This window comes from Qipengyuania vulgaris, assembly GCF_009827325.1.
In the GTDB taxonomy this organism is placed as follows: domain Bacteria; phylum Pseudomonadota; class Alphaproteobacteria; order Sphingomonadales; family Sphingomonadaceae; genus Qipengyuania; species Qipengyuania vulgaris.
In genome coordinates, this window is the sequence record NZ_WTYC01000001.1 from 326,852 (window position 1) to 350,573 (window position 23,722).

The following is a 23,722-nucleotide window of genomic DNA, read 5'->3' on the forward strand; positions in this document are numbered from 1 at the left end:
CAAACATGTTGATCCGCAGCATCGAGCAATTTCTTCGCGTCCACGATATGCCGCCGACCAAGTTCGGCCGCCTTGCCGCACATGATCCGCGCTTCGTCCTCGATCTCAGGATGGGCCGCGAACCGCGCGGCCAGACCGAAGCGCGCATCCGCGGTTTTATGTCCGGTTTCGAGGCGGCCTGCGGCGAATCCTCGCGGGAGTCGCTCCATGTCCAGTGAAGGCAAGCCCCCGCGCCCACCCCGTGCCCGCCGGACGGACGGAGACCGCCTCCGCAGCGCCCTGCTGGTCCTTGCCGAGCACCGCGCACAGGTCATCACCCACGGCGAGAAGGCCTGGGCCAGCATCACCTTTGGCGGTACCCGCCACAGCCTCTCGCTCCTGTTCGCGGGCGAGGAGGCAATAGAGGCAGGGGAACGCTTCATCGCCGCACTGCCCGAGCACGAATTCACGCTGCCGGGTCAACTGGTCGCCGATGCCGGTATCAGCGAGGTGGAGCACCGCCTTGTGCCCAGCCCGCGGCTGGTGGTGCAATGCGAATTGCTGCTGCTGTCCGATGCGTGATCAGTAGCCCGCGGCGAGGTCCATCTGCGGCTCCACCGGCTCGCCCTTGTGCCAGCGGTGGAGGTTCTCGATGAACCGATCCGCGCTGCGCTGGAACATCTTCGTCTGCGCGCGGCCCGACAGGTGCATGGTGACCTGTGCATTGTCGAGACCCCACAAGGGATGATCTTCGGGAAGCGGCTCGGGATCGGTGACGTCCAGCAGGGCGGCTTCGATCGTCTTTTCCTGCAGGGCAGCGACCAGATCGTCCTGCTTCACCACATCGCCGCGCGCAATGTTCACCAGCACGGCGTTGGGGCGCATGGCGGCAAGCTCGATCTCGCCGATCATGTGGCGGGTCTCTTCGGTGGAGGGCACGGCGAGGATCACCCAGTCGAATTCGCCCAGCTTCTCGCGCCATTCGCCCGGCCGTAAGCTCCCTTCCCCGCCCGACCGGCGCACCGGCACCACTTTCATGTCGAAGGCTTCGAGCCGGGTCTTGATGAGCTTGCCGATCGCGCCGAGCCCGAGGAGCAATACCCGCTCACCGGCCAGCTCGCGCTTGCCGGGGCTGTCCATCAGCCATTCGTGCCGGTCCTGCGCACGCACGACTTGCGCGTATCCCTTGGCGTGCGCGAGCATCAGCATGACGACATATTCGGCGATGGTGATCGCATTGATGCCGACGCCATTGGTCACGGTGACGCCGCGTTCCTGCAGCAGGTCGAGCGGCATGAAATCGAGCCCGGCATAGATCGAATTGAGCCATTTGAGGTTCGTTGCGGCGCGTGCAATCTCGACCATGGGCTCTTTCTCGTTGAGGTCGAACCAGCCGATTTCCGCGTCGGGCGCCATCTCCAGCGCCTGCTCCCGATCCATGAACCACAGCGGCTCGACCCATTCGGGCAAGCGCGGTTCGACCAGCGGACGGATCAGGGCGGACAGAACGGCTTTGGTCATCGATTTCTCCTCGATGCTTTCCATTGCCGCTCGGGCGCTATTTCGCAAACCGTTCCTTGCGGCGTGTGGCGATGTCGAGCACGGCATCCGCCACTTCGCTGGCGTTACGCAGGATGTGGCTGGGCGGGATCTGCATGATGTCGACCCGGTGCTGTTCCTGCCAGCTTTCGCGCGCGCTATCGTCCTTGGGCCTGAAGGGATCGTCATCGACCTCGATCGCCAGATGCGCGTCCTCGCAATAGAAAGGCAGGACGAAGCCCGTGGCCTGGTGATCACGGACGAAGAGCAATCCCTTCGGTGCATCCTTGAGATGCTGCCACAACAGGGTCAGCGGATCGGCCTTGCTCAAATCTTCCATTCCCATCCCAGCGGATCGCCATCCATAACCTCTACGCCCTTGGCTGCAAGGCTGGCGCGGATCGCATCGCTGGCGGCGTAGTCCTTTTCGACCTTCGCTTCCTTGCGCTGGATGATTTCGGCTTCGATTTCCGCGTCGGAGATTTCGGCCGACTTGGGGCGAATGCGCAGATCCTCACGGGTCAGGTCGAACAGGTCCAGGCCGAGAACGCGGTCCATTTCCTCGATCACCGCGCGTTTCACGCCGCCATCGACCTTTTTTACCGCAATCACCTCCTCCAGTGCGACCAGCGCCACCGAAGTATTGAGATCATCCGATATCGCGGCGGCGAACTTTTCGCGCATGGGGGCGAACTTGGGGTGAGAAGGGTCACCGGCCAGTTCTTCCTCGAGCGGCTCGGTCGCCATCACGATCCGCTTCAGACGCGTGAGCGCCGCCTGCAGACCTTCCCAGCTGAATTCCAGCTCGCTGCGGTAGTGCGCCTGCAGGCACATCATGCGGTAGGCGAGCGGGTGGTAGCCCTTGTCGATGAGCAGCTGGAGGCGCAGGAACTCGCCCGCGCTCTTCGACATCTTGCCGCTGCGTTCGACGAGGAAGTTGTTGTGCATCCAGATGCGCGCGCCGCTGTTCTCGGCCTTGTCGAGACCATTCGTGCAACAATGCGCCTGGTTCTGGGCGATCTCGTTGGGGTGGTGGATTTCGCGGTGATCGATCCCGCCGGTATGGATATCGAAGGGAAAGCCGAGCAGCTTGCCGCCCATGGCCGAGCATTCGAGATGCCAGCCGGGCGCGCCTTTGCCCCAGGGGCTATCCCATTCCATCTGGCGTGTCTCGCCTTCCGGGGTCTTGCGCCAGATGGCGAAATCCTGCGAGTTGCGCTTGCCGTCCACGGTCTCGATCCGACCCTCCCCCTCTTCGGTCACGGCGCGTGCGAGACGCCCGTAATCGTCGACAGTCGAAACGTCGAAATAGAGCCCGCTTTCGAGTTCATAGCAGTGCTTGTCGGCGATACCTTTCGCGAATTCGATCATCTCGTCGATGTAATCGGTGGCGACCGACCATTTGGCCGGCTGGCGAATATTGAGTGCCTTCACGTCGGCCCAATAGGCCTCGGTGTAGTGCTTCGCGATGTCCCAGATCGACTGCGCCTTTTCCGCAGCCATCTTCTCCATCTTGTCCTCGCCCGCATCCCCGTCGTCGGTCAGATGGCCGACATCCGTGATGTTGATGATGTGGGTGAGGTCGTAGCCCTTCCAGCTCAGCGTCCGCCCCAGCACGTCGGCAAAGACATAGGCGCGCATGTTGCCGATGTGGGGATAGTTGTAGACCGTCGGCCCGCAGGTATAGACGCGCGCCTCTCCCGGGTGGACCGGGGTGAAGGTCTCGATCTCGCGGGTGAGCGAGTTGAACAGCTTGAGCGGCGTGTCGGTCATGGCGAGCGCATTAGGTCGCGGCGCGCTTACTGCCAACCCTCCCAGCGCACGGCCTCATCCAGCGGGGCGCGTTTCACATCGAAATTGTTCACTGGGGCATCAGGATCTCGGTAGCCGATGGCCATGCCGCAGAAAAAGATGTGGTCCTCGGGAATGTCGACCATCTCGCGGATTTGCGGGGAATAGACCGCCCAGGCTTCTTGGAAACAGCAGTCGATCCCTTCCTCGCGCAGCAACAGCGCGATGGTCTGGAGCCACATGCCGATATCGCTCCACTGCGGCGGGCCCATGTATCTGGGCGTGTGGACCAGCATCATCACGGGCGCGCCGAACGCCCGGAAGTTCTCGGCGAACCACATCAGGCGCTTGCCCTTTTCCTCGCGCGAAATCTCCAGCGCGCCGTAGAGGTCCTCGCCAACACCGAAGCGGCGTTTTTCATAGGCCCCGTCGAGTTCGGGCGGATAGATATGATATTCGGGCGCATGCGCGTCGCGGCCCTTGGGAAATTCCTGCGCGATGCGTTCGAACAGCGCCTGCATCGGCTCGCCGGTCAGCACGATGCCATGCCACGGCTGCGTGTTGCCGCCCGAGGGCGAGCGCTGCGCCTTTTCAAGGACGCGGGTAAGCGTCTCGCGCTCGACCGGCTGGTCGGTGAAAGCACGGATAGAGCGGCGAGTTTGGACGGCTTCGGAGGGGGTCATTCGCATCGGAGAATTTCCATTTCTGAGCCATTTATCTGGAGACGACCTTTAGGACCGTAGCCGTATCCAAACCCAGCAGCGTAATAACAAGCATCGTCTGCGTGAATTTGATCGCGCCATCTCCAAGACACTTTTGGCCCTCCATCACCCGAAACGCGTGCCGTGAACATCGTTGTTTGCCGTGCTTCAAGGTCATCTAAATACCAAACGTCACCACCGGCAGCGACCTGAATGGAAGAAATTCTCTCATCGGTTCCATTGATAATTGTGAGGTCGCTTCTTGAGGAGCCGCAAGCGGCTGTCGTCAGCGCCATCGCTAGGAGCAGAAAACGCATCACCCCTCCACCTCGAACAACCCGGCAAGCTGCTCGATGATCGTCCCGCCGAGTTGTTCCACGTCCATGATCGTCACCGAGCGCTTGTAATACCGGGTCACGTCATGACCGATCCCGATGGCGGCGAGTTGGACCGGCGACTGCTTCTCTATCCACTCGATCACCTTGCGCAGGTGGCTTTCGAGATAGCCCGCCTGATTGACCGAAAGCGTGCTGTCGTCGACCGGCGCGCCGTCGCTGATGACCATCAGGATGCGGCGATCCTCCGGGCGGGCGAGCAGGCGGGAGTGCGCCCAGAGCAGCGCCTCGCCGTCGATGTTTTCCTTGAGCAGGCCTTCGCGCATCATCAGGCCGAGATTACGGCGTGCGCGGCGCCACGGTTCGTCTGCCTTCTTGTAGACGATGTGGCGCAGATCGTTGAGGCGGCCCGGATTGGCGGGACGTCCGTCGGCAAGCCATTTCTCGCGGCTCTGCCCGCCCTTCCAAGCGCGGGTGGTGAAGCCGAGGATTTCGGTCTTCACGCCGCAACGTTCGAGCGTGCGCGCCATGATATCCGCGCTGATCGCAGCGATCGATATGGGCCGCCCGCGCATCGAACCCGAATTGTCGATCAGCAGGGTGACCACCGTGTCCTTGAACTCGGTATCGCGCTCGATCTTGTAGGACAGCGCGTGTCCGGGGCTGACCACCACGCGGGTAAGGCGCGCGGCGTCCAGAAGCCCTTCCTCCTGGTCGAAATCCCAGCTGCGGTTCTGCTGCGCCATCAGTCGGCGCTGGAGGCGGTTGGCGAGCCGGGTCACGATGCCCTGCAGGCCAGCCAGCTGGCTGTCGAGATAAGCGCGGAGCCGGTCGAGTTCCTCGTGATCGCACAGTTCGGGTGCTTCGGTCACCTCGTCGAACTGGTCGGTATAATGCTTGTAGTCGAAATCTTCGGGGAGATCGGTCCACGGGCGGTTCGGCCGGACGGGTTGCATACCCTCGCCATCTTCGTCCGACGGGTCGCCATCGGACATTTCCTGTTCGCCTTCGGCGTCCTGTTCGGCATCGCCGTCAGCCTCGCCATCCACGGTTTCGCCGCGGGCGTCGCTTTCCTGAGGCTGTGCCTCGCCCTCGTCTTCCTCGTCCGAATCCTGATCGTCCTCGGGCTTTTCGCCTTCCTCGTCGTCGCCATCATCCCGCCCCTCGTCCTCGGGCGAGTCTGGCAAAGTGAGTTCGAGATGCCGCAACATGTCGAGCGTCAGATCCTGGAAGGCGCGCTGGTCATCCAATGCGCCCGCAAGTTCTTCCATGTCGGTCCCGATACGCGAGAGAATTTCTTCGCGGACCATCTCGACCCCGTGCTTGGCCCGGTCGGGAATTTCCTCGCCGGTCAGGGCCTCGCGCAGCATGAGCGAGAGCGCCGTGGGTAGCGGCACCTCCTTCGCTTCATTCGCACGCGCAATCGGATCGCTCGCAGTGCGCAGTTCCACCGCCGCGTCGAGATTGCCCTTCATCCCCGAATAGCGGGTCGAACCCACCGCTTCGTAACGCACCCGCTCGATTGCATCGTAACAGGCCCGCGCGATCGGTTCGGGCGGTGCGCCTTTGGCGTGAACCTTCTCGTTGTGGTGGCGCAGCTTCAGCGCGAAACTGTCGGCAAACCCCCGCGCTTCCCGCGCCTGTTCGGGCGGAAGAGTGCGGCCCGGCAAGGGCACGCGGAAGTTCTTGCCCGATTGCGTCGGGCTATCCGCGCTCCAGGCGACCTCGACCTCCGGCTCGTGCGCAATGGCCCGCGCCGTGCCGGTCAGCGCCTGCTTGAACAGGTCGAGGGGTGTCTGGTCTGCCACGGGTGCTAGTTAGGAAGTCGGAATGCTCTGACCAGTCTTTTCCCAGTCCGCGAGAAAGCCTTCGATGCCTTTCTCGGTCAGGACATGCTTGAACAAACCCTTGATCACGCTGGGCGGCATGGTGGCGACATCCGCACCGATCAGTGCGCTCTGCAGCACGTGGACCGGATTGCGGATCGAAGCGACGAGGATTTCGGTGTCGAAGCCGTAATTGGAATAGATCTGCGCGATATCGGCAATCAGTTCCATGCCGTCGAAGCCATTGTCGTCATGACGGCCGACGAAAGGCGAAACGAAGGTTGCTCCCGCTTTTGCAGCCAGCAAAGCCTGATTGGCGGAGAAGCACAAGGTGACATTCACCATCGTGCCTTCACTGGTCAGCTTCTTGCAGGTCTTGAGCCCGTCGATCGTCAGCGGGACCTTGATGCAGACATTGTCTGCGATCTTCCGTAGCGTTTCGGCTTCCTTCATCATCGTGTCGTGATCGAGAGCGACCACCTCGGCGCTCACCGGACCATCGACGAGACCGCAGATTTCCTTGGTCACCTCCATGAAATCGCGGCCCGACTTGGCGATCAGCGAAGGGTTGGTAGTGACGCCATCCAGCAGGCCGGTGTCGGCCATTTCCTTGATGTCGGCGATGTCGGCGGTGTCGACGAAGAATTTCATGGTTTCGTGGCTCCCGAGGGGATTGAAGGTGCCCGACGCTGCAAGGCCATCGGGCGCAGCGAGTCAAGGCTTGTTGCAAGGCTCGCCCACGGATCGGGCGCATCATCACGTTCGACCAGGAAGTGCTTCACTCCCTGTGCCCGCGCCTGCGCAACGATGGCCTCGATGTCGAGCACGCCATTGCCAACATCGGCCATCGATCCGTCGGCCGCCATGTCCTTCAGGTGGAGGTGCGTGACGCGGTCGGCATGGTCCTTGAGGAATTGCAGCGGATCAAGCCCCGCTTTCGCGATCCAGTAGGTGTCGAGTTCGAAGCCGATTTGCGGATCGAGACCTTCCATCAGCAAGTCGATAGGACGTATGCCGCCCACCTGCTCGAACTCGAAATCATGCGCGTGGTATGCCAGCGCCAGCCCTTCGGCCCGCGCCAATTCGTTGGCGCGGTTGAGCTGGTTTATCCAGTTTTCCCATTGTTCGCGCGTCCGGCGTTCTTCCGGCGGCAACCACGCAAGCATGACGGTATCGGCACACAGTGCCTTCGCCTCGGCAATAGCCGCCGAGGGATCGCGCCGCAGCTTCTGCCAGTCGGCATGAGCCGCAGCCACGCCCAGCCCCAGCTTGCGAGTTTCGGCGCACAGTGCCTCAGGCGGGTTGCCGTAGGCTCCGGCAAATTCGACTTCCCCGAAACCCAGCGCAGCAACATGTCGCAGCGTGGCGAAGGCATCGCGTTCCATTTCGCCGCGCACGGTATAGAGCTGCACGCCGATGTCGGTGCGCGGCGGAGTGGTCACGCCGGTGCAGGAAAGCAGATAGAGCAGCGGAAAGGCGGAAAGGGCGATTCTCATCACCCGATCATGCCAGCTTCTCCGGTCTTCGCGAAGTCAGAGGCGCGAACCCGCCCCGAACACTCCGATGATCAGCGGATCACGTGTCGATTGCGGATCGCGGCGAATGGCTGTTTCCTCCACCCCGATTTCGCGCCAGATCGTGTTGTCGATGCTTGATGCCACGCGGCTGGACACCTGCGGTATATCGACACCGGTCAGGGCGGCAAGCGCCTGGCCGACCAGCGGGTCCTGCGCAACGCGCATCGCATTGCCAAGCTCGGGGACCATTGCCTCGACCAGCGAAGTGCTCATGGAATTGCGCAGGAAGGAGGTCGCCGCAGTCGGCCCGCCCCGCACGAGGTCGATCGCATTCTGGATGCCGACGACCCGCACCGCGTCGGTAACCAGCGGCGCTGCACGATAGGCTCCTTCATAAGCGATATCGCCGAACGCATCGTAGAGACGGTCCTTGAACAGGGCCGAAGTAAGGATGCTCGACAGCACCCCGCCGCGCGTACCGAGAAGATTTTCCAATCCGATGGTTGCAACCTGCTGGTCCCAATACCCATCCGGCTGGAGCATGCGGGCGAAGGCCCGCTCGCTGGACAGGAAGAGGATGCGCTGCACCGCGTCGACCATGCTGAAACCGGGCAGGCTCGCGCAGCCGGACAAGGCCAAGCCGGCGCTGCCGATCGATAGTCCACCCAAGAAAGCGCGCCGTCCGCTTTTTCGTTCGAGGATAGGGGGTCTCACGAGAATATCGGTCATTTCTTGTCTCCTCACAAAGTCCCACCCTTGTTTCATATCGCTTACGCGGCCCATATGAGCCGCCAGATGAACCGCGTCCGCTGCCTCGTCCTTAATGCCGCCCTCGGCCCGCTCGACTACAAGGTGCCGGACGGCATGAGGGTCGAACTCGGCCAAGTGGTGGAGTGCCCGTTGGGGCCGCGCACCGTGGTCGGGATCGTCTGGGAGGCTGAACGGCTTCCCGGCACGGACGTTCCGGCGGAGAAACTTCGCAACCTGAGGGGCCTGTACCCGATCCCTCCCCTGCCCGCGCCGCTACGCCGCCTGATCGAATGGACTGCGGACTATTACGTCGCGTCGCTGGCCAGCGTGGCGCGAATGGCCCTGTCATCGGGCGGCGCGCTGAAAGGCCCGGCGAGCATCACCGAATATCGCCTGTCCGGAGGGATGCCCGAACGCCTGACCCCCCAGCGGCAGGCCGCGATGGAGGCATTGGAGGGCGAACAGGCGACCATTCGTGAACTGGCAGGAATCGCGGGCGTATCGGAAGGGGTGCTGCGCGGACTGGTCAACCAGGGCGTGCTCGAACCGGTCGAAGTCGATTGCGACCGGCCATATGATGAAGCACGTCCGGATTTCGCGCAGATTGAACTTAGCGATCAGCAGCGGGAGGCGGCGGGCATCTTTTCCGAGGCGGTGCGCGCGGAGAAATTCGCACCCTTCCTGCTCGACGGGGTGACCGGATCGGGCAAGACCGAAACCTATTTCGAACCTGTCGCGGAGGCGCTGCGGATGGGCCGGCAAGTCCTCGTCCTGCTTCCTGAAATCGCGCTGACCGAGAATTTCCTCCACCGCTTCGAGGAACGGTTCGGCACTGCGCCGGTGCTGTGGCACAGCTCGCTCAAATCGACCGAGCGTCGCCGCGCCTGGCGGAGCGTCTCCAGCGGTGAAGCGCAGGTGGTGGTTGGCGCACGTTCGGCGCTGTTCCTGCCCTTCGCCAACCTCGGCCTGATCGTCGTCGACGAAGCACATGAAACCAGCTTCAAGCAGGAAGACGGAGTGCGCTACAACGCGCGCGATGTCGCCGTGATGCGCGCGCATTTCGAGCAGTTCCCGATCATCCTCGCCAGCGCGACGCCCGCGCTCGAAAGCCTGCAGATGGCCGAAAGCGGTATTTACGCGAAGGTCGAACTGCCCAGCCGCTTCGGCGGCGCGCAATTGCCGGGCATCGACATCGTGGACCTGACCGAGGAGAAACCGCCGCAGGGCATGTGGCTCGCCCAGCGGGTGGTCGACGGGATCGCGGAACGGCTCGAACGCGGCGAACAGTCGCTGCTTTTTCTCAACCGGCGCGGCTACGCCCCGCTGACCTTGTGCCGCCATTGCGGCTTCCGCTTCCAGTGCCCCAATTGCACCGCCTGGCTCGTCGAACACCGCTTCACCCGCCGCCTCGCCTGCCATCATTGCGGTCATGCAACGCCCAGCCCGGCAGCCTGTCCGGAATGCGGCGAACCCGATTGCCTCGTCGCCTGCGGCCCGGGGGTGGAGCGCATTGCCGACGAGGTGGCCGAACGCCTGCCCGAAGCACGAGTTTTCGTGGCCACATCGGATACGCTCAATTCGCCCGGACGCGCGGCGGAGTTCATCGCTGCGGTAGAGGCGAAGGAGATCGACGTGATCGTCGGTACCCAGCTCGTCACCAAAGGCTTCCACTTTCCCGAGCTGACGCTGGTTGGAGTGGTCGATGCCGATCTCGGCCTCGAAGGCGGGGATCTGCGCGCAGGCGAGCGGACCTATCAGCAGGTCGCGCAGGTCGCAGGGCGCGCAGGTCGCGGCTCCAAACCCGGTGAGGTCCTGATCCAGACCCGCCATCCGGAGGCCAACGTCATCGCCGCGCTGGCGGCCGGAGACCGCGACGCCTTCTATTCCGCCGAGACCGAAATGCGCCGCGATGCCGGTGCCCCGCCCTTCGGCCGCTGGGCTTCGATCATCGTCTCATCCGAGGACGAGACCGAAGCGCGCGAAGCCGCCCGCCGTATCGGCGATACGAGGCCCGATGTGCCTGACTGCATGATCCTTGGCCCCGCCCCCGCCCCGATGTCCCTGCTACGCGGCCGCTATCGCTACCGCCTGCTGATGAACGCTAGGCGCAGCGTGCAATTGCAGGATGTGATCCGCCAATGGCTCGGAAGGCTCGACCACCCGCCCGGCGTGCGTGTGGCGGTGGATGTGGATCCCTATAGCTTTGTCTGATGCACAGCTGCGGCACTTGTGTATTGAGCCAGAAATGCCCGGTCCCGTCCTCGTTCCCATTCTCGGCGATCAGCTGACCCGCACTCTGGCCAGCCTGCGTGGGCGGGCCAAGGACGATACCATCGTCCTGATGATGGAGGTCTCGGACGAAGCAACCTACGTCAGGCATCACAAGCAGAAGATCGTGCTGGTCTTCTCCGCCATGCGCCATTTCGCCGAAGAACTCCGCGATGCTGGCTGGACGGTCGACTACGTGAAGCTGGACGATCCGGATAATGCCGGAAGCTTCACCGGCGAGGTCGCTCGCGCCATTGAGAGACACGCTCCACGCCTCGTCAGCGTAGTCGAAGCAGGCGAATGGCGCATCCGTCATGACATGGAGGAGTGGGCGGACAAGTTCGCCAGCGAAATCGAGATCTTGCGCGACGGCCGCTTCATCTGTGCCCAGGCAGAATTCGACGAGTGGGCGGAGAGCCGCGACACTCTCCGCATGGAGTATTTCTATCGCGAGATGCGCCGCAAGACCGGACTGCTCATGGACGGAGACAGACCAGAAGGCGGCGAATGGAACTACGATAGCGAGAATCGCAAACCGCCCAAGGACGGGTTGTCCGCGCCTGAGCGCCCAAAGTTCGAACCCGATGAGACAACGCGTGGAGTGATCGAACTGGTTGCGGACCGGTTCGGCGATCACTTCGGCTCGCTCGAGAGTTTCCAGTGGCCGGTGACCAGAGATGAAGCCGAAGAGGCAGCCGATGCCTTCTTCGCCGAGCGGATCGAATGCTTCGGCCCGTATCAGGACGCGATGGTCGCGGGGGAGGACGACCTGTTCCACTCGATGCTCTCGACCAGCATAAACCTCGGCCTGCTCGATCCGCTGGAATTGTGCCAGCGGGCCGAAAACGCTTATCGGGACGGCAAGGCTCCGCTCAATTCGGTCGAGGGTTTCATTCGTCAGATCATCGGCTGGCGCGAGTATGTGCGCGGGTTCTACTGGCACCAGATGCCGCAGCTGCAAAAAGCCAATGCACTCAATGCGCAGCGCAGCCTGCCCGAATTCTACTGGACCGGCGAGACCGACATGGCCTGCCTCGCCGATTGCATCCGCTCTACGCGGGACAACGCCCATGCGCATCACATCCAGCGGTTGATGGTGCTCGGCAATTTCTGCCTGCTTGCCGGGATCAGCCCGCGCGAAGTGCAGGATTGGTATCTCGTCGTCTATGCCGACGCCTATGAATGGGTCGAACTGCCGAACGTCGCCGCGATGATCCTCTATGCCGACGGCGGGACAATGGCGAGCAAGCCCTATGCGGCGAGCGGCAATCACATCAACAAGATGAGCAACTACTGTTCGGGCTGCAAATACTCACCGCACAAGAAAACCGGCGAAGGGGCCTGCCCTTTCAACCCGCTCTACTGGCATTTCATGCATCGCCACCGCGAGCGGCTTGAGAAGAACCACCGCATCGGGAGGATTTACGCCACCTGGGACCGGATGGGCGAACGGAAGCAGGTGGAATACCTAGAGAGCGCGGAGGTATTTCTCGAGTCCCTGCAGCCTGCCGGAGAGGGATGGGCCCGAAGCTAGACTGCGGCGACCGTCCTCATTCGATTTTTTCGCGACGCAGCAGTTCCGCCTTGATCTTCGTACCGTAGGCATAGCCGCCAAGACCACCGTCGGCGGCTATGACGCGGTGGCACGGGATGAGGACGGCAATGTTGTTCGCGCCGTTTGCTCCGCCCACCGCGCGGCTGGCCTTGGGATTGCCCAGCGCGGCGGCGAGTTCGCCGTAGCTGCGCGTCTCGCCGGAAGGAATTTCGCGGAGCGCCTGCCAGACGCGCTGCTGGAATGCGGTGCCTTTTACATCGAGCGGAATGTCTGCGGTGGCAGCGGTCGCTGGCTGTTCAACTGCGGCAGTGACCGATTCGAACAGGGCGCGAAAATCCTCGCCAGCTTGGATTAGTTCGGCCTTGGGAAAGCGGGCACGCAATTCCGCCTCGCCCTCGCCAAAAGAAAGACAGCAAATGCCCTTATCCGTTGCTGCGACGAGCATACTACCCAGTGACGTATCCACCAAGGTCCAGTGGATTGTGCGGCCCGCGCCGCCGTCCTTCCAGTCGCTGGCACTCATTCCGCTGTCTTTCCTGTTCTCGTAAAAGCGAGAGGGTGCGCCGTAGCCGGCCTCGTAGATCGCCTGTGTGACGCTGCCGCTTTGGCGGAGTGCCTCTTCGGCCCGTTCGCGGCGCAAGGCGCGCTGGTATGCAGCAGGTGACAGGCCGACCGCACGGGTAAAGATGCGTTGGAAGTGCGTGGGAGAATAATCGGTGAGCCGCCCCAGCCGATCGAGCGAAACCGTTTCTTCAGCCTCCCGCAACACCTTTAACCCGGCAAGAACGGCCGCCTCCTCCCGGCTTTGCTGGTCCGGTGCGCAACGCTTGCAGGCGCGCAGGCCCGCCGCTTCGGCTCCCTCGCAGTTCGCGTAAAAGCGGACGTTCTCCCGCTTGGGTGCCCGCGCCGGACAGGATGGGCGGCAATAGATACCTGTCGAGTGGACGCCAGTGACGAATACACCGTCGAACTGCCGGTCCTTAGCCAGCGCAATGCGCCAGCGATCATCATCTGTCAGGACTTCGGTTCCGATCATGTCTATTATCCTTCATCGCCAATGGCATTCTTGCAAGCATGACCATTGCAAAAGCTGCGGACCGGCGCATCCCGAAGCTTGCGGTCAATGTCTCGGGCCAGCTAAGAGGGCCGCGGATGGGACGAACTCTCTCTCTTATTGCCGCCCTGCTCGCGCTTCTGGCGCCCGCGCTGGCCCATGCCGATCCTGCCGACATCGATGCCGCCGCACGCGGTGTGGTGCGCGTGGTGATCATCAGCAATGACGGCGAGGAAATCTACCCTGTCAGCCACGGAACGGGATTTGCGGTCGGACAAAATCTGATCGTCACCAACGCTCATGTCGTACGCGATGCGATGAATGACGAAGATTTGCGGATCGGTATCGTGCCGAGCGGCGGCGGCGAGGCGGTGTATGGCCAGCTGGCTGCGGTGAACGCTCGCAACGACTTGGCGCTAGTGAAACTGACGGGTAGCCTGCGTCTTCCTCCCTTGGCGCTGGCGGGACGGCCGGTCGAAGGTGCCGGGCAGGTGACGAGCGTGGGTTACCCCATGAATGTCGATCGGGCGCAGGGGCTGGCCATGGCCGATATCTTCCGGTCAACGTCTCCGGTGAAGAGCCTCGGCTATGTTTCCGGCGAACGTCCGAGCCGCCAGTTCGATACGATCCTTCACACCGCGCCGATCGCGCGCGGCAGTTCGGGCGGCCCGCTGCTCGACCCCTGCGGCCGCGTGGTCGGGGTGAACAGCTTCGGCGCGGACAATGAAGGCGGCGATGCGGAATTCTTCTTCGCCGTATCGAACCGCGAGCTGGTTCCTTTCCTGCGGGCTAACGACGTCGAACCCAAGTTGAACGACAGTGTCTGCCGCAGTCTCGAAGATCTCGACGCTGCAGAGCAGGAACGCCTCGAACGCGAACAGATGGAAGCGATGCAAAGCCTCGCCCAGCGCGCCGAGGAAACACGCGAACTGCGCGAGCGCGCCCTGCTGAAAGCGCAGTTGAGCGTGGCACAGGACCGCGAGGATCGCATGGCGCTTGCCTTCGTCCTGCTGCTCGCCGCATTCGGCATCGGCCTATGGGGCTGGAGCAGGCACGAGCGTTTCGATGCCGAGGCAGAGGATGCAGAGCTGCATCGCCGGAAGATCAACATCGCCTTCGGGATCGCCGCTTTCCTGGTTGTGGTCGCACTCATCGCTTTTCTGACCCGGCCCGGTCTGGACGAGATCGACCGCCGCGTGGCGGCCGAGATGCAGGAAGGCGCCACGGAATCGGGCGGCGAGGATCCGCTCGCCGTGAATTCCGGTGGTGATGCGGAGCTTGTGTGCCGCCTGCTGCCCGAACGCAGCCGCATCACCAGCGCCGAAGCGCCCGACATCGAGTTCGACTGGACTGCCGAGGGCTGCGTAAACGAACGGACCCAGTATGGTTATGCCTCGGGCAGCTGGTCGCGCGTCTTCGTTCCCAATGAAGAAGACGCGGTCTCGGTCAACAGCTTCGATCCGGACCGGCGGGTCTTCCGCTCCGAACGCTACCTGCTTCCGCGCAGCGCCATGAGCGAGGCGCGCGAAGCGCGCAGCAGATATTCCGCTCCCAAATGCGGAGAGGAAGGCGCCGCCAGTCAGTTGGGCGATCTGCAGGGCGAAGTCCTGGGCCAACTGCCGCATCAGCCCAATGAACGACTCGTCTATCAGTGCGAGGCGCGCCATTAGATATAAGAGAGTGCGATGGCTACCAGCGCCTGTGGCAGAGCAAGGTGGAGCCCGCTGTCGTGATCGCACCATGCCCTTCGCGACCGGCCAATCGGCGGACTGCCGCACCGAAATCCGAACATTAAGCCGCGTGACTCGGGTTGCCTTGCCCAACCCCCTTTGCTAGGCGCGCGCCAACCTTGCCGGGGCGATTCATAATCGTCCGATAACGGCCGGGACCGACAGACCCTTTTTTCCGACCCTTAGAGGACGAGAGACGCGTGGATATTTCCGCCGGTATTCAGGCTAGCCTGGCAGGGCGTTATGCCTCGGCCCTATTCGATCTGGCCAGCGAGGCCGGGACCGTCACTGCGGTCGAATCGGACCTCGAAAAGCTCGAGGCAGGCCTTAGCGAATCGCCCGAGCTCAAGCTGCTCACCACCAATCCCCGCGTGACGCGCGGGCAGGCCGAAAAGGCGCTTTGGGGTGTGTCGGCGATCATGGGCCTTTCCGATTTGACCCAGAAATTCCTGGGCACGCTGGCGCAGAACCGCCGGCTGGGCCAGCTTCCGGGCATCATTCGCGCGTTCCGCGCCATCGCCGCCGCCCAGCGGGGCGAGGTTTCCGCCGAAGTCACCAGCGCTCACGCGCTGACTGACGCGCAGCTTGCCGATCTGAAGAGCAAGCTCACGGCCCGCGAAGGCCGCACCGTCAAACTTTCCACGAAGGTCGACCCCGACTTGCTCGGCGGCCTCGTCGTCACCATCGGATCGAAGCGTATCGACGGCTCGATTCGTACCCGTCTCAATTCGCTCGCCCAGGCCATGAAGGCTTAAAGGACAAAACACATGGATATCCGCGCCGCAGAAATCTCCAAGGTCATCAAGGACCAGATCGCCAACTTCGGTAGCGAAGCCGAAGTCAGCGAAGTCGGTTCCGTTCTCTCGGTCGGTGACGGCATCGCCCGTATCCACGGCCTCGACAACGTGCAGGCCGGCGAGATGATCGAATTCGCCAACGGCATCCAGGGCATGGCCCTAAACCTCGAAGCCGACAACGTGGGTGCGGTTATCTTCGGCGCCGACACCGAAATCGGCGAAGGCGATACCGTCAAGCGTACCGGTACCATCGTGGACGTTCCCGTCGGCAAGGGCCTGCTCGGCCGCGTGGTCGACGCTCTCGGCAACCCGATCGACGGCAAGGGCCCGATCGAATCGACCGAGCGTCGCCGCGTCGAAGTGAAGGCGCCGGGAATCATCCCGCGTGAATCGGTTTCCGAACCAGTGCAGTCGGGCCTCAAGGCCATCGACGCGCTCGTTCCCGTAGGCCGCGGCCAGCGCGAACTGATCATCGGCGACCGTCAGACGGGTAAATCCGCCGTCGCGATCGACACCTTCATCAATCAGAAGGAAGCGCATCAGGGCGACGACGAGAAGAAGAAGCTTTACTGCATCTACGTCGCCGTCGGCCAGAAGCGCTCGACCGTCGCCCAGATCGTCAAGAGCCTCGAAGAAAACGGCGCGATGGAATATTCGATCGTCGTCGCCGCGACCGCTTCGGAGCCTGCTCCGCTGCAGTATCTCGCACCCTACACCGGCTGCGCGATGGGCGAATTCTTTCGCGACAACGGCATGCACGCCGTGATCGTGTATGACGACCTTTCCAAGCAGGCAGTTGCCTATCGCCAGATGTCGCTGCTGCTACGTCGTCCTCCGGGCCGCGAAGCCTATCCGGGTGACGTGTTCTACCTGCACAGCCGCCTGCTCGAGCGCGCGGCGAAGATGAACAAGTCGGAAGGCGGCGGATCGCTTACGGCACTGCCGATCATCGAAACGCAGGCTGGCGACGTGTCGGCTTACATCCCGACCAACGTGATCTCGATCACCGACGGCCAGATCTTCCTCGAAACCGACTTGTTCTATCAGGGCATCCGTCCGGCCATCAACGTCGGCCTGTCGGTCAGCCGTGTGGGCGGTGCCGCCCAGACCAAGGCGATGAAGAAGGTTTCCGGCTCGATGAAGCTGGACCTTGCCCAGTACCGTGAAATGGCCGCCTTCGCTCAGTTCGGCTCGGACCTCGACGCCGCGACGCAGAAGCTGCTCAACCGCGGTGCGCGCCTGACCGAACTGCTCAAGCAGCCGCAGTTCTCGCCCATGCCTTTCGAAGAGCAGACCGTTTCGATCTTCGCCGGCACCAACGGCTACCTCGACGATGTCGCGGTGGACCGCGTGACCAATTACGAAGAGCAGATGCTCAGCTACATGCGCTCAGAACATGGCGATGTGCTTGCGGAAATCCGCACCAGCGGCAAGTTCGAAGACGACACCAAGAACAAGGTCGTCGACGCACTCAAGACCTTCGCCAAGCAGTTCGCCTGAGACCCACGAGACTAACAGGGAGCCGTCATGGCCTCGCTTAAAGAACTCAAGGGCCGTATCAACTCGGTCAAGTCGACCCAGAAGATCACCAAGGCCAAGCAGATGGTCGCTGCGGCCAAGCTGCGCCGTGCGCAGGCCGCTGCCGAAGCAGCACGCCCCTATGCCGAGCGGCTGTCGGGCGTGATGGCCTCGCTCGCCGGCAAGGTCAGCGGCGACAGCGCGCCGATGCTGCTGCGCGGCACTGGTTCGGACCAACGCCACCTCTTGGTGGTCGTGAACACCGACAAGGGCCTGTGCGGCGGTCTCAACGCCAACATCGTCAAGGCCGCGAAGGTCAAGGCCCGCGCGCTTATCGCCGAAGGCAAGGACGTACAGTTCTACCTCGTCGGCAAGAAGGGCCGTGCACCGATCAAGCGCGACTATGCCGACCGGATCAAGAAGCATTACGATACCTCCAACGTCCGCCAGCCGGGCTTCGAGGAAGCCGAGGAAATCGCCGACGATCTGATCGCCCGCTTCGAGAGCGGCGAATTCGATGTCGCACACCTCGTCTATCCGATCTTCAAATCCGCGCTTGCGCAGGACCCCACGGTCGACCAGCTCATTCCCGTTCCGGCGCCGGAAGGCGAAGGCACCGGCGGTGATGCCGTGGTCGAATACGAACCGGGCGAAGAGGAAATTCTCGAAGAACTGCTGCCGCGCTATGTGAAGACACAGCTGTTCGGCGCGCTGCTTGAACGTGAGGCGTCGGAACAGGGCGCTTCGATGACGGCAATGGACAACGCCACACGCAATGCGGGCGACCTGATCCAGAAGCTGACTATCCAGTACAACCGCAGCCGCCAGGCCGCCATCACCACTGAGCTGATCGAAATCATTGCCGGTGCGGAAGCCCTTTAAAGGAAGCTACAAGTGAAGAAACTCGCCCTCCTCCTTCCGATGTTCGCGCTCGCCGCCTGCGGTGAAGAGCCTGCGCCCGAACCGGCTGCCACCGAAGTGGCTGCGCCGGAACCGGAAAGCACGCTACCCCCGCCCGACCAAGATTTCTTCAAGACGACCTTTGCCGAAACCTGCGAAGGCGCGGAGCCGGTAAACGAAGCCGTTTGCCGCCGCGCCATGGGTGCAGACACCGTACTCTGCGAGTTCAGCCTCGGCGAAGACGAGTATCTGCGTCACGAAGCCACTCTGGCCGCCAATGAAGACAAGACCGGCTGGATGCTCGAAGACTCCGAAGCCCTTTGCGCCGAGCATGGCGCTCACCACCAAGACTCTTGAGCCAGTAGGATACCGATATCATGGCCACCGCACCCAAGCTTAACCAGAGCCCCAACGGCACCATCGCCCAGGTCATCGGCGCCGTCGTCGACGTTGCTTTCCCTGGCGAACTGCCGCCGATCCTGACCGCGCTCGAGACCCGGAACGGCGACAACACGCTCGTTCTCGAAGTCGCGCAGCACCTCGGTGAGAACACTGTTCGTACCATCGCGATGGATGGCACCGACGGCCTTACCCGCGGGCAGGAAGTCATCAACACCGGCGCCCAGATCTCGGTCCCGGTCGGTCCGAAGACGCTCGGTCGCATCATGAACGTCATCGGCGAGCCGATCGACGAGCGCGGTCCGGTCGGTGCAGAACGCACCATGCCGATCCACGCGGAAGCCCCGCTTTTCGTTGACCAGTCGACCGAAGCGGCCATCCTCGTCACCGGCATCAAGGTCATCGACCTGCTCGCGCCCTATGCGCGTGGCGGTAAGATCGGTCTGTTCGGCGGTGCCGGCGTCGGCAAGACCGTGCTGATCCAGGAACTGATCAACAACATCGCCAAGGGTCACGGCGGCGTGTCCGTCTTCGCCGGCGTGGGTGAACGTACCCGCGAAGGTAACGACCTCTATCACGAATTCCTCGACGCCGGCGTCATCGCCAAGAACGAAGCAGGCGAGGCCATTTCGGAAGGTTCGAAGGTTGCGCTGGTCTTTGGCCAGATGAACGAACCTCCGGGCGCTCGTGCCCGCGTAGCCCTGTCGGGTCTGACGATGGCGGAATATTTCCGTGACGAGGAAGGCCAGGACGTCCTGTTCTTCGTCGACAACATCTTCCGCTTTACGCAGGCTGGTTCGGAAGTGTCTGCACTGCTCGGCCGTATTCCCTCGGCCGTGGGTTATCAGCCGACCCTCTCGACCGACATGGGTAACCTGCAGGAACGCATCACCTCGACCAACAAGGGGTCGATCACCTCGGTCCAGGCCATCTACGTTCCCGCCGATGACCTTACCGACCCCGCTCCCGCAACCTCGTTCGCCCACTTGGACGCAACGACCACGCTGAACCGCGCGATTTCGGAGCTGGGCATCTACCCGGCGGTCGACCCGCTGGACAGCACCAGCCGCGTTCTTGAACCGCGCGTTGTCGGTGAAGAGCATTACCAGACGGCTCGGCGCGTCCAGGAAACCCTGCAGAAGTACAAGAGCCTGCAGGACATCATCGCCATTCTGGGCATGGACGAGCTATCGGAAGAAGATAAGCTGACGGTCGCTCGCGCCCGCAAGATCCAGAAGTTCCTCAGCCAGCCGTTCCACGTTGCCGAAGTCTTCACCAATATTCCGGGACAGTTCGTCCAGTTGGAAGACACGGTGAAGTCGTTCAAAGCTGTCGTTGACGGCGAATACGACCACCTTCCGGAAAGTGCCTTCTACATGGTCGGCGGCATCGATCAGGCGGTCGAGAAGGCCAAGAAGCTCGCCGAGGAATCCTGAGAACATGGCCCTGCACTTCGAACTCGTCACGCCGGAAAAACTGGTCCGCTCGGAAGATGTCCACATGGTCGTCGTCCCCGGTGCGGAAGGCGATTTCGGCGTGCTGGAGGGCCATGCACCCTTCATGTCCACCATCCACGATGGCGACGTACAGGTGTACAAGACCGAAGGCTCTGCCCCCGAGACGATACAAGTCCGCGGCGGCTTCGCCGAAGTCAGCGAGAAGGGTCTCACCGTTCTGGCGGAACACGTCGAAGGCTGAGCCTGCCTTGGAACTAAACATTTATGGGGGCGGCCTGTTCGGGCCGCCCTTTTTCTTTGCCCCAAGCTGGGGGTAAGGCGAAGTCGGAGCTTTCGCGGCCCGCTTGTGCGGGATAACTCCGCACAATGGTCCTTCGCGGAATTTCGTTCGGCTATCTGACCGTCATAGCGATCGCACTTGCCGCTGCTTCCCTGCCCCTGCCCGACAACAGCCGGGGCAACTCGTTCGTCACGATAGCCGTTCTGGTCATTCCCCTTTTCATCTGCGCGCAGCCGCTTCGCCTGATGCTGAAACGTCATCCATCACCCACGCGCCAGCTCGTCAGCGACCTGCGAGGATACTGGCCCAAGCTCGTATGGGCAGTTGCCCTCTACCTTTCGCTTGCCGTCACGCTCGAAGCGTTCAGCGGGATCAAGAAATCGATCCCCTTCGTGATACCGTTCTACCTTGATGCTTTCCTGGTCGAACTTGACCGGTTCCTGTTCTTCGGAACCGACCCGTGGAGGATCACTCACGCCCTGTTCGGTTGGGCGACACAGCCGATCGTCTGGCTCTATAATGCATGGCACTTCGTGCACATCGGTCTGGCCGTCTGGGTGGCTTTCTCCTTCGACGAGGTCCAGAAGATCCGCTTCACCTTGCTATTGCAGTTTATCTGGCTGGCGCTTGGCGGCGGAGCAGCCTTGCTGATGTCCTCAGTCGGGCCGGTGATGGTCGGAGACTTTTTTGCAGATCGCAGTTTCGATCCCATGCTCGCGGTCCTGCGGGAGCGTGCTCCGTCCGTTATCGGGATCAAGGACGCCTTGATCGCGACCATGGATGATCCACTTTTGATCAGCGGCATTTCTGCCATGCCGTCGATCCATGTGGCGATTGCCGTCGCAGCGGCCCTCTGGTTGCAACGATATCGGGTGAGAATACTCACGATCGCCGGCTGGGCCTATGCAGCAGCCATCTACGTCGGATCGATTCACTTGGGCTGGCACTATGCAACCGACGGTCTCGTTTCCGCTCCCCTGGTGCTGCTCGTCTGGTGGCTGGCAGGCAGATATCTCGGCTGGCTAGAGGGACGTCATCTGGCGCTTGGTCGACGCCCGATGCTCGATTCCAATACCGACCGCTAGAGCACGTTTCGACCAACTGCATTCGGGAGCCGACAAGTGATTTTACAGTTTGGGGACCTGCGGGCATACCGACAGGCCTGCAAGGAGGGACGCACATCATGAAATGCGTATCGACACTCGCCATTGGCGTAGCCATGGCATTCGGAATGAATAGTGTGACAATGGCACAAGACGGCGGTGTACCCGGCCCCGAAGAAGATCCTTTCATCTGGCTGGAGGAAGCGCGGAGCGAAAAGGCTCTCGATTGGGTCGAGACCGAAAATGCCCGAACCACCTCGCACATGACGGCAGATCCGCGTTTCCAGCAGCTCAAGGCCGAAGCGCTGGCGATCTACGACAGCGAAGACAAAATTCCCTATGTGTCGTTCCGCCCGGATGGCCTCTATAATTTCTGGCAGGACAAGCAGAATCCGAAGGGTGTGCTTCGGCGTACCACTCTGGAAAGCTATCGCAGCGATGAACCCCGGTGGGAAACCGTGCTGGATATCGACGCACTTGCCGCTGCCGAAGGCAAGGAATGGGTTTACAAGGGTTCGACCTGCCTGCCGCCGGAAATGCGCTATTGCATGACTGCCCTGTCAGACGGAGGCAAGGACGCCACCATCCTGCGCGAATTCGACATGCAGACCCGGACCTTCATGGAAGATGGCTTCGTCATCGACAGCGAAAGCCAGGGCGGCATCGAATGGCTCGATCGCGATACGTTGCTGGTTAGCCGGGACTTCGGTGAAGGAACTCTCACGGAAAGCGAATATCCCTTTACTACCCGCCTCTGGAAGCGCGGAACCGATCTGGCCAGCGCTCCGGAAATCTACCGCGGCGAAGCTGCCGACGTGTGGGCCGGAGCAAGCCTGCTACGCGATTCCGCCGGCACGGTGCACGGCTACACCGCCATGCGCGGAACTTCGTTCCATGACCGCGCGTGGTATCTGCAGCAGGACGGCGAATGGGTCAGGCTGGAAATGCCGGAAAAGTCATCTCTCGGCGGAATTATCGATGGCCAGATGCTGTTTTCTACCGACGTCGACTGGACCGTGGGCGACCAGACATTCCCGGCAGATGCCTTGGTTTCAGCCAATCTCGAAGAGTGGCTTGCCGATCCCAACGGCGCGAAAAAGACCCTCGTCTGGGCACCGGGCGAGCGTCAGACGAAGCAGGGCGGAGGATCGACTGCCAGCAGCGCCTATGTCGACATCCTCGACAATGTAATCGGCAAGGTCCTGAAGTTTGATTACGAAGGCGGACAGTGGGTCAGCAGCGAAATTGCCTTGCCCGACAATGCCACGGTTGGCGTTGCGGCCACGTCGAACGAATCCGAAGACATCATGTATTCGGTGACCAATTTCCTGGAACCGAGTGCGCTCTATTACTCAGATGGCTCGTCTGCTCCGGAAATCATCAAGACTTCACCCGCCTATTTCGATCCCGCAGGGATGGATGTCGAACAGTTCGAAGCCACCAGCAAGGACGGGACGAAAATTCCCTACTTCCTAGTCAAGCCCGAAGGCATGGTCATGGATGGCAGCACTGCCACGCTCCTGACCGGCTACGGAGGCTTTCAAGTTCCCCGCCTTCCGGGTTATCTTGGAACCACGGGCAAACTATGGCTCGAAAAGGGCGGCGCCTATGTCCTCGCCAATATGCGCGGTGGCGGCGAGTTCGGCCCGATGTGGCACCAGAGCGCCATTCGGGAAAACAAGCAGCGCACGTGGGACGATTTCATTGCGGTTGCCGAAGACCTGGTTGAGCGCGGCATCACGTCGCCCGATCACCTGGGTATCCAAGGTGGTTCGCAGGGCGGTCTGCTGGTGGGCACGGCCTTCACCCAGAGGCCCGACCTGTTCGATGCGGCAATCGTGCAGATTCCGCTCTTCGACATGCTCCGCTATCATCTGATCGGCCGCGGCGCTTCATGGATCGGCGAGTATGGCGACCCACGTATCCCCGAACAGCGTGCATGGATCGAAGGCTATTCACCGTATCAGAAGCTGGTCGAGGGTGTTGAGTATCCCGAACCCTTCCTCTGGGCCTCGACTGCCGACGACCGGACGCACCCTGCCCATGCGCGGAAGGGTGCCGCCAAGCTGAAGGCACTGGGCCAACCTTACTGGTACTATGAAGAAACTACCGGCGGACATTCGGGCGGCGTCGACAATGAACAGCGAGCCCAGCTTCAGGCATTGCAGATGGTTTATCTGATGCAGCGACTGATGGACGACAACGAAGGCGAGTAGGCGTTTC

23 protein-coding genes are annotated in these 23,722 nt (G+C 62.2%); 13 read left to right on the forward strand and 10 right to left on the reverse strand.

Annotated elements, in window-relative coordinates:
* The first annotated feature begins 5 nt into the window (after window positions 1–5).
* Together GRI69_RS01680 and GRI69_RS01685 are read left to right on the forward strand one after the other, a co-directional pair.
* On the forward strand, window positions 6–218 hold the full coding sequence (locus GRI69_RS01680) for a hypothetical protein (RefSeq protein WP_160726582.1): 213 nt from the start codon (window positions 6–8) through the stop codon (window positions 216–218).
* On the forward strand, window positions 208–561 hold the full coding sequence (locus GRI69_RS01685) for a hypothetical protein (protein ID WP_237452884.1): 354 nt from the start codon (window positions 208–210) through the stop codon (window positions 559–561). The genes GRI69_RS01680 and GRI69_RS01685 overlap by 11 nt, the downstream gene beginning before the upstream one ends.
* Here the strand turns inward: GRI69_RS01685 and GRI69_RS01690 are convergent, their stop codons facing one another.
* From GRI69_RS01690 to GRI69_RS01730, 9 genes are read right to left on the reverse strand one after another with little or no spacing between them, the layout of a single operon-like run.
* Entirely contained in the window at window positions 562–1,500 is a 939-nt protein-coding gene (locus GRI69_RS01690) for a D-2-hydroxyacid dehydrogenase (protein WP_160726583.1), read from the reverse strand.
* Between the two features lie 37 nt (window positions 1,501–1,537).
* Window positions 1,538–1,858 carry a DUF559 domain-containing protein gene (locus GRI69_RS01695; protein WP_160726584.1) on the reverse strand — a complete coding sequence of 107 codons (321 nt, stop codon included), beginning with the start codon at window positions 1,856–1,858 and terminating at the stop codon, window positions 1,538–1,540.
* Entirely contained in the window at window positions 1,846–3,291 is a 1,446-nt protein-coding gene (gene cysS / locus GRI69_RS01700) for a cysteine--tRNA ligase (protein ID WP_160726585.1), read from the reverse strand. The genes GRI69_RS01695 and cysS overlap by 13 nt, the downstream gene beginning before the upstream one ends.
* A gap of 26 nt (window positions 3,292–3,317) precedes the next feature.
* A complete protein-coding gene (locus tag GRI69_RS01705; protein ID WP_337191007.1) occupies window positions 3,318–3,998 on the reverse strand; it encodes a nitroreductase in 681 nt (226 codons plus the stop codon).
* On the reverse strand, window positions 3,989–4,327 hold the full coding sequence (locus tag GRI69_RS01710) for a hypothetical protein (RefSeq protein ID WP_160726586.1): 339 nt from the start codon (window positions 4,325–4,327) through the stop codon (window positions 3,989–3,991). Before GRI69_RS01710 ends, GRI69_RS01705 begins: the two co-directional genes overlap by 10 nt.
* On the reverse strand, window positions 4,327–6,153 hold the full coding sequence (gene cobT / locus GRI69_RS01715) for a cobaltochelatase subunit CobT (protein ID WP_160726587.1): 1,827 nt from the start codon (window positions 6,151–6,153) through the stop codon (window positions 4,327–4,329). The genes GRI69_RS01710 and cobT overlap by 1 nt, the downstream gene beginning before the upstream one ends.
* A 9-nt stretch (window positions 6,154–6,162) precedes the next feature.
* Window positions 6,163–6,822 (reverse strand): fructose-6-phosphate aldolase, encoded by a 660-nt coding sequence (fsa, locus tag GRI69_RS01720; RefSeq protein ID WP_160726588.1) that lies wholly within the window; start codon window positions 6,820–6,822, stop codon window positions 6,163–6,165.
* Window positions 6,819–7,667, reverse strand: coding sequence for a sugar phosphate isomerase/epimerase family protein (locus GRI69_RS01725; protein WP_160726589.1), 849 nt, complete (start codon window positions 7,665–7,667; stop codon window positions 6,819–6,821). Before GRI69_RS01725 ends, fsa begins: the two co-directional genes overlap by 4 nt.
* 36 nt (window positions 7,668–7,703) lie before the next feature.
* A complete protein-coding gene (locus GRI69_RS01730) occupies window positions 7,704–8,417 on the reverse strand; it encodes a DUF4197 domain-containing protein (protein WP_160726590.1) in 714 nt (237 codons plus the stop codon).
* A gap of 54 nt (window positions 8,418–8,471) precedes the next feature.
* Between GRI69_RS01730 and GRI69_RS01735 the strand changes: the two genes are divergently transcribed.
* Window positions 8,472–10,649: a primosomal protein N' gene (locus tag GRI69_RS01735; RefSeq protein ID WP_272916452.1), complete on the forward strand. Its 2,178-nt coding sequence runs from the start codon at window positions 8,472–8,474 to the stop codon at window positions 10,647–10,649.
* Window positions 10,650–10,683: 34 nt separating this feature from the next.
* Window positions 10,684–12,240: a cryptochrome/photolyase family protein gene (locus GRI69_RS01740; RefSeq protein ID WP_160726591.1), complete on the forward strand. Its 1,557-nt coding sequence runs from the start codon at window positions 10,684–10,686 to the stop codon at window positions 12,238–12,240.
* Window positions 12,241–12,256: 16 nt separating this feature from the next.
* Here the strand turns inward: GRI69_RS01740 and ada are convergent, their stop codons facing one another.
* Window positions 12,257–13,297 carry a bifunctional DNA-binding transcriptional regulator/O6-methylguanine-DNA methyltransferase Ada gene (ada, locus tag GRI69_RS01745; protein ID WP_160726592.1) on the reverse strand — a complete coding sequence of 347 codons (1,041 nt, stop codon included), beginning with the start codon at window positions 13,295–13,297 and terminating at the stop codon, window positions 12,257–12,259.
* 38 nt (window positions 13,298–13,335) lie between these two features.
* On the opposite strand from ada, the gene GRI69_RS01750 reads away from it, so the two are divergent.
* The 9 genes from GRI69_RS01750 to GRI69_RS01790 all read left to right on the forward strand — a co-directional run bounded on the left by GRI69_RS01750 (window position 13,336) and on the right by GRI69_RS01790 (window position 23,715).
* On the forward strand, window positions 13,336–14,985 hold the full coding sequence (locus tag GRI69_RS01750; RefSeq protein WP_237452885.1) for a S1 family peptidase: 1,650 nt from the start codon (window positions 13,336–13,338) through the stop codon (window positions 14,983–14,985).
* A 260-nt stretch (window positions 14,986–15,245) separates the two neighbouring features.
* The gene (locus GRI69_RS01755; protein ID WP_160726593.1) at window positions 15,246–15,800 is read left to right on the forward strand and encodes a F0F1 ATP synthase subunit delta; all 555 of its coding nucleotides are present in this window, start codon (window positions 15,246–15,248) and stop codon (window positions 15,798–15,800) included.
* Between the two features lie 12 nt (window positions 15,801–15,812).
* On the forward strand, window positions 15,813–17,342 hold the full coding sequence (atpA, locus tag GRI69_RS01760; RefSeq protein WP_160726594.1) for a F0F1 ATP synthase subunit alpha: 1,530 nt from the start codon (window positions 15,813–15,815) through the stop codon (window positions 17,340–17,342).
* Between the two features lie 27 nt (window positions 17,343–17,369).
* On the forward strand, window positions 17,370–18,242 hold the full coding sequence (locus GRI69_RS01765) for a F0F1 ATP synthase subunit gamma (RefSeq protein ID WP_160726595.1): 873 nt from the start codon (window positions 17,370–17,372) through the stop codon (window positions 18,240–18,242).
* Window positions 18,243–18,254: 12 nt separating this feature from the next.
* Window positions 18,255–18,617 carry a hypothetical protein gene (locus GRI69_RS01770; RefSeq protein WP_337191008.1) on the forward strand — a complete coding sequence of 121 codons (363 nt, stop codon included), beginning with the start codon at window positions 18,255–18,257 and terminating at the stop codon, window positions 18,615–18,617.
* A gap of 20 nt (window positions 18,618–18,637) precedes the next feature.
* Window positions 18,638–20,095, forward strand: coding sequence for a F0F1 ATP synthase subunit beta (atpD, locus tag GRI69_RS01775; RefSeq protein WP_160726596.1), 1,458 nt, complete (start codon window positions 18,638–18,640; stop codon window positions 20,093–20,095).
* Between the two features lie 4 nt (window positions 20,096–20,099).
* Window positions 20,100–20,357 (forward strand): ATP synthase F1 subunit epsilon, encoded by a 258-nt coding sequence (locus tag GRI69_RS01780; RefSeq protein ID WP_160726597.1) that lies wholly within the window; start codon window positions 20,100–20,102, stop codon window positions 20,355–20,357.
* A gap of 125 nt (window positions 20,358–20,482) precedes the next feature.
* Entirely contained in the window at window positions 20,483–21,481 is a 999-nt protein-coding gene (locus tag GRI69_RS01785) for a phosphatase PAP2 family protein (RefSeq protein ID WP_160726598.1), read from the forward strand.
* Between the two features lie 98 nt (window positions 21,482–21,579).
* Entirely contained in the window at window positions 21,580–23,715 is a 2,136-nt protein-coding gene (locus GRI69_RS01790; RefSeq protein ID WP_160726599.1) for a prolyl oligopeptidase family serine peptidase, read from the forward strand.
* The last annotated feature ends 7 nt before the right edge of the window (window positions 23,716–23,722 follow it).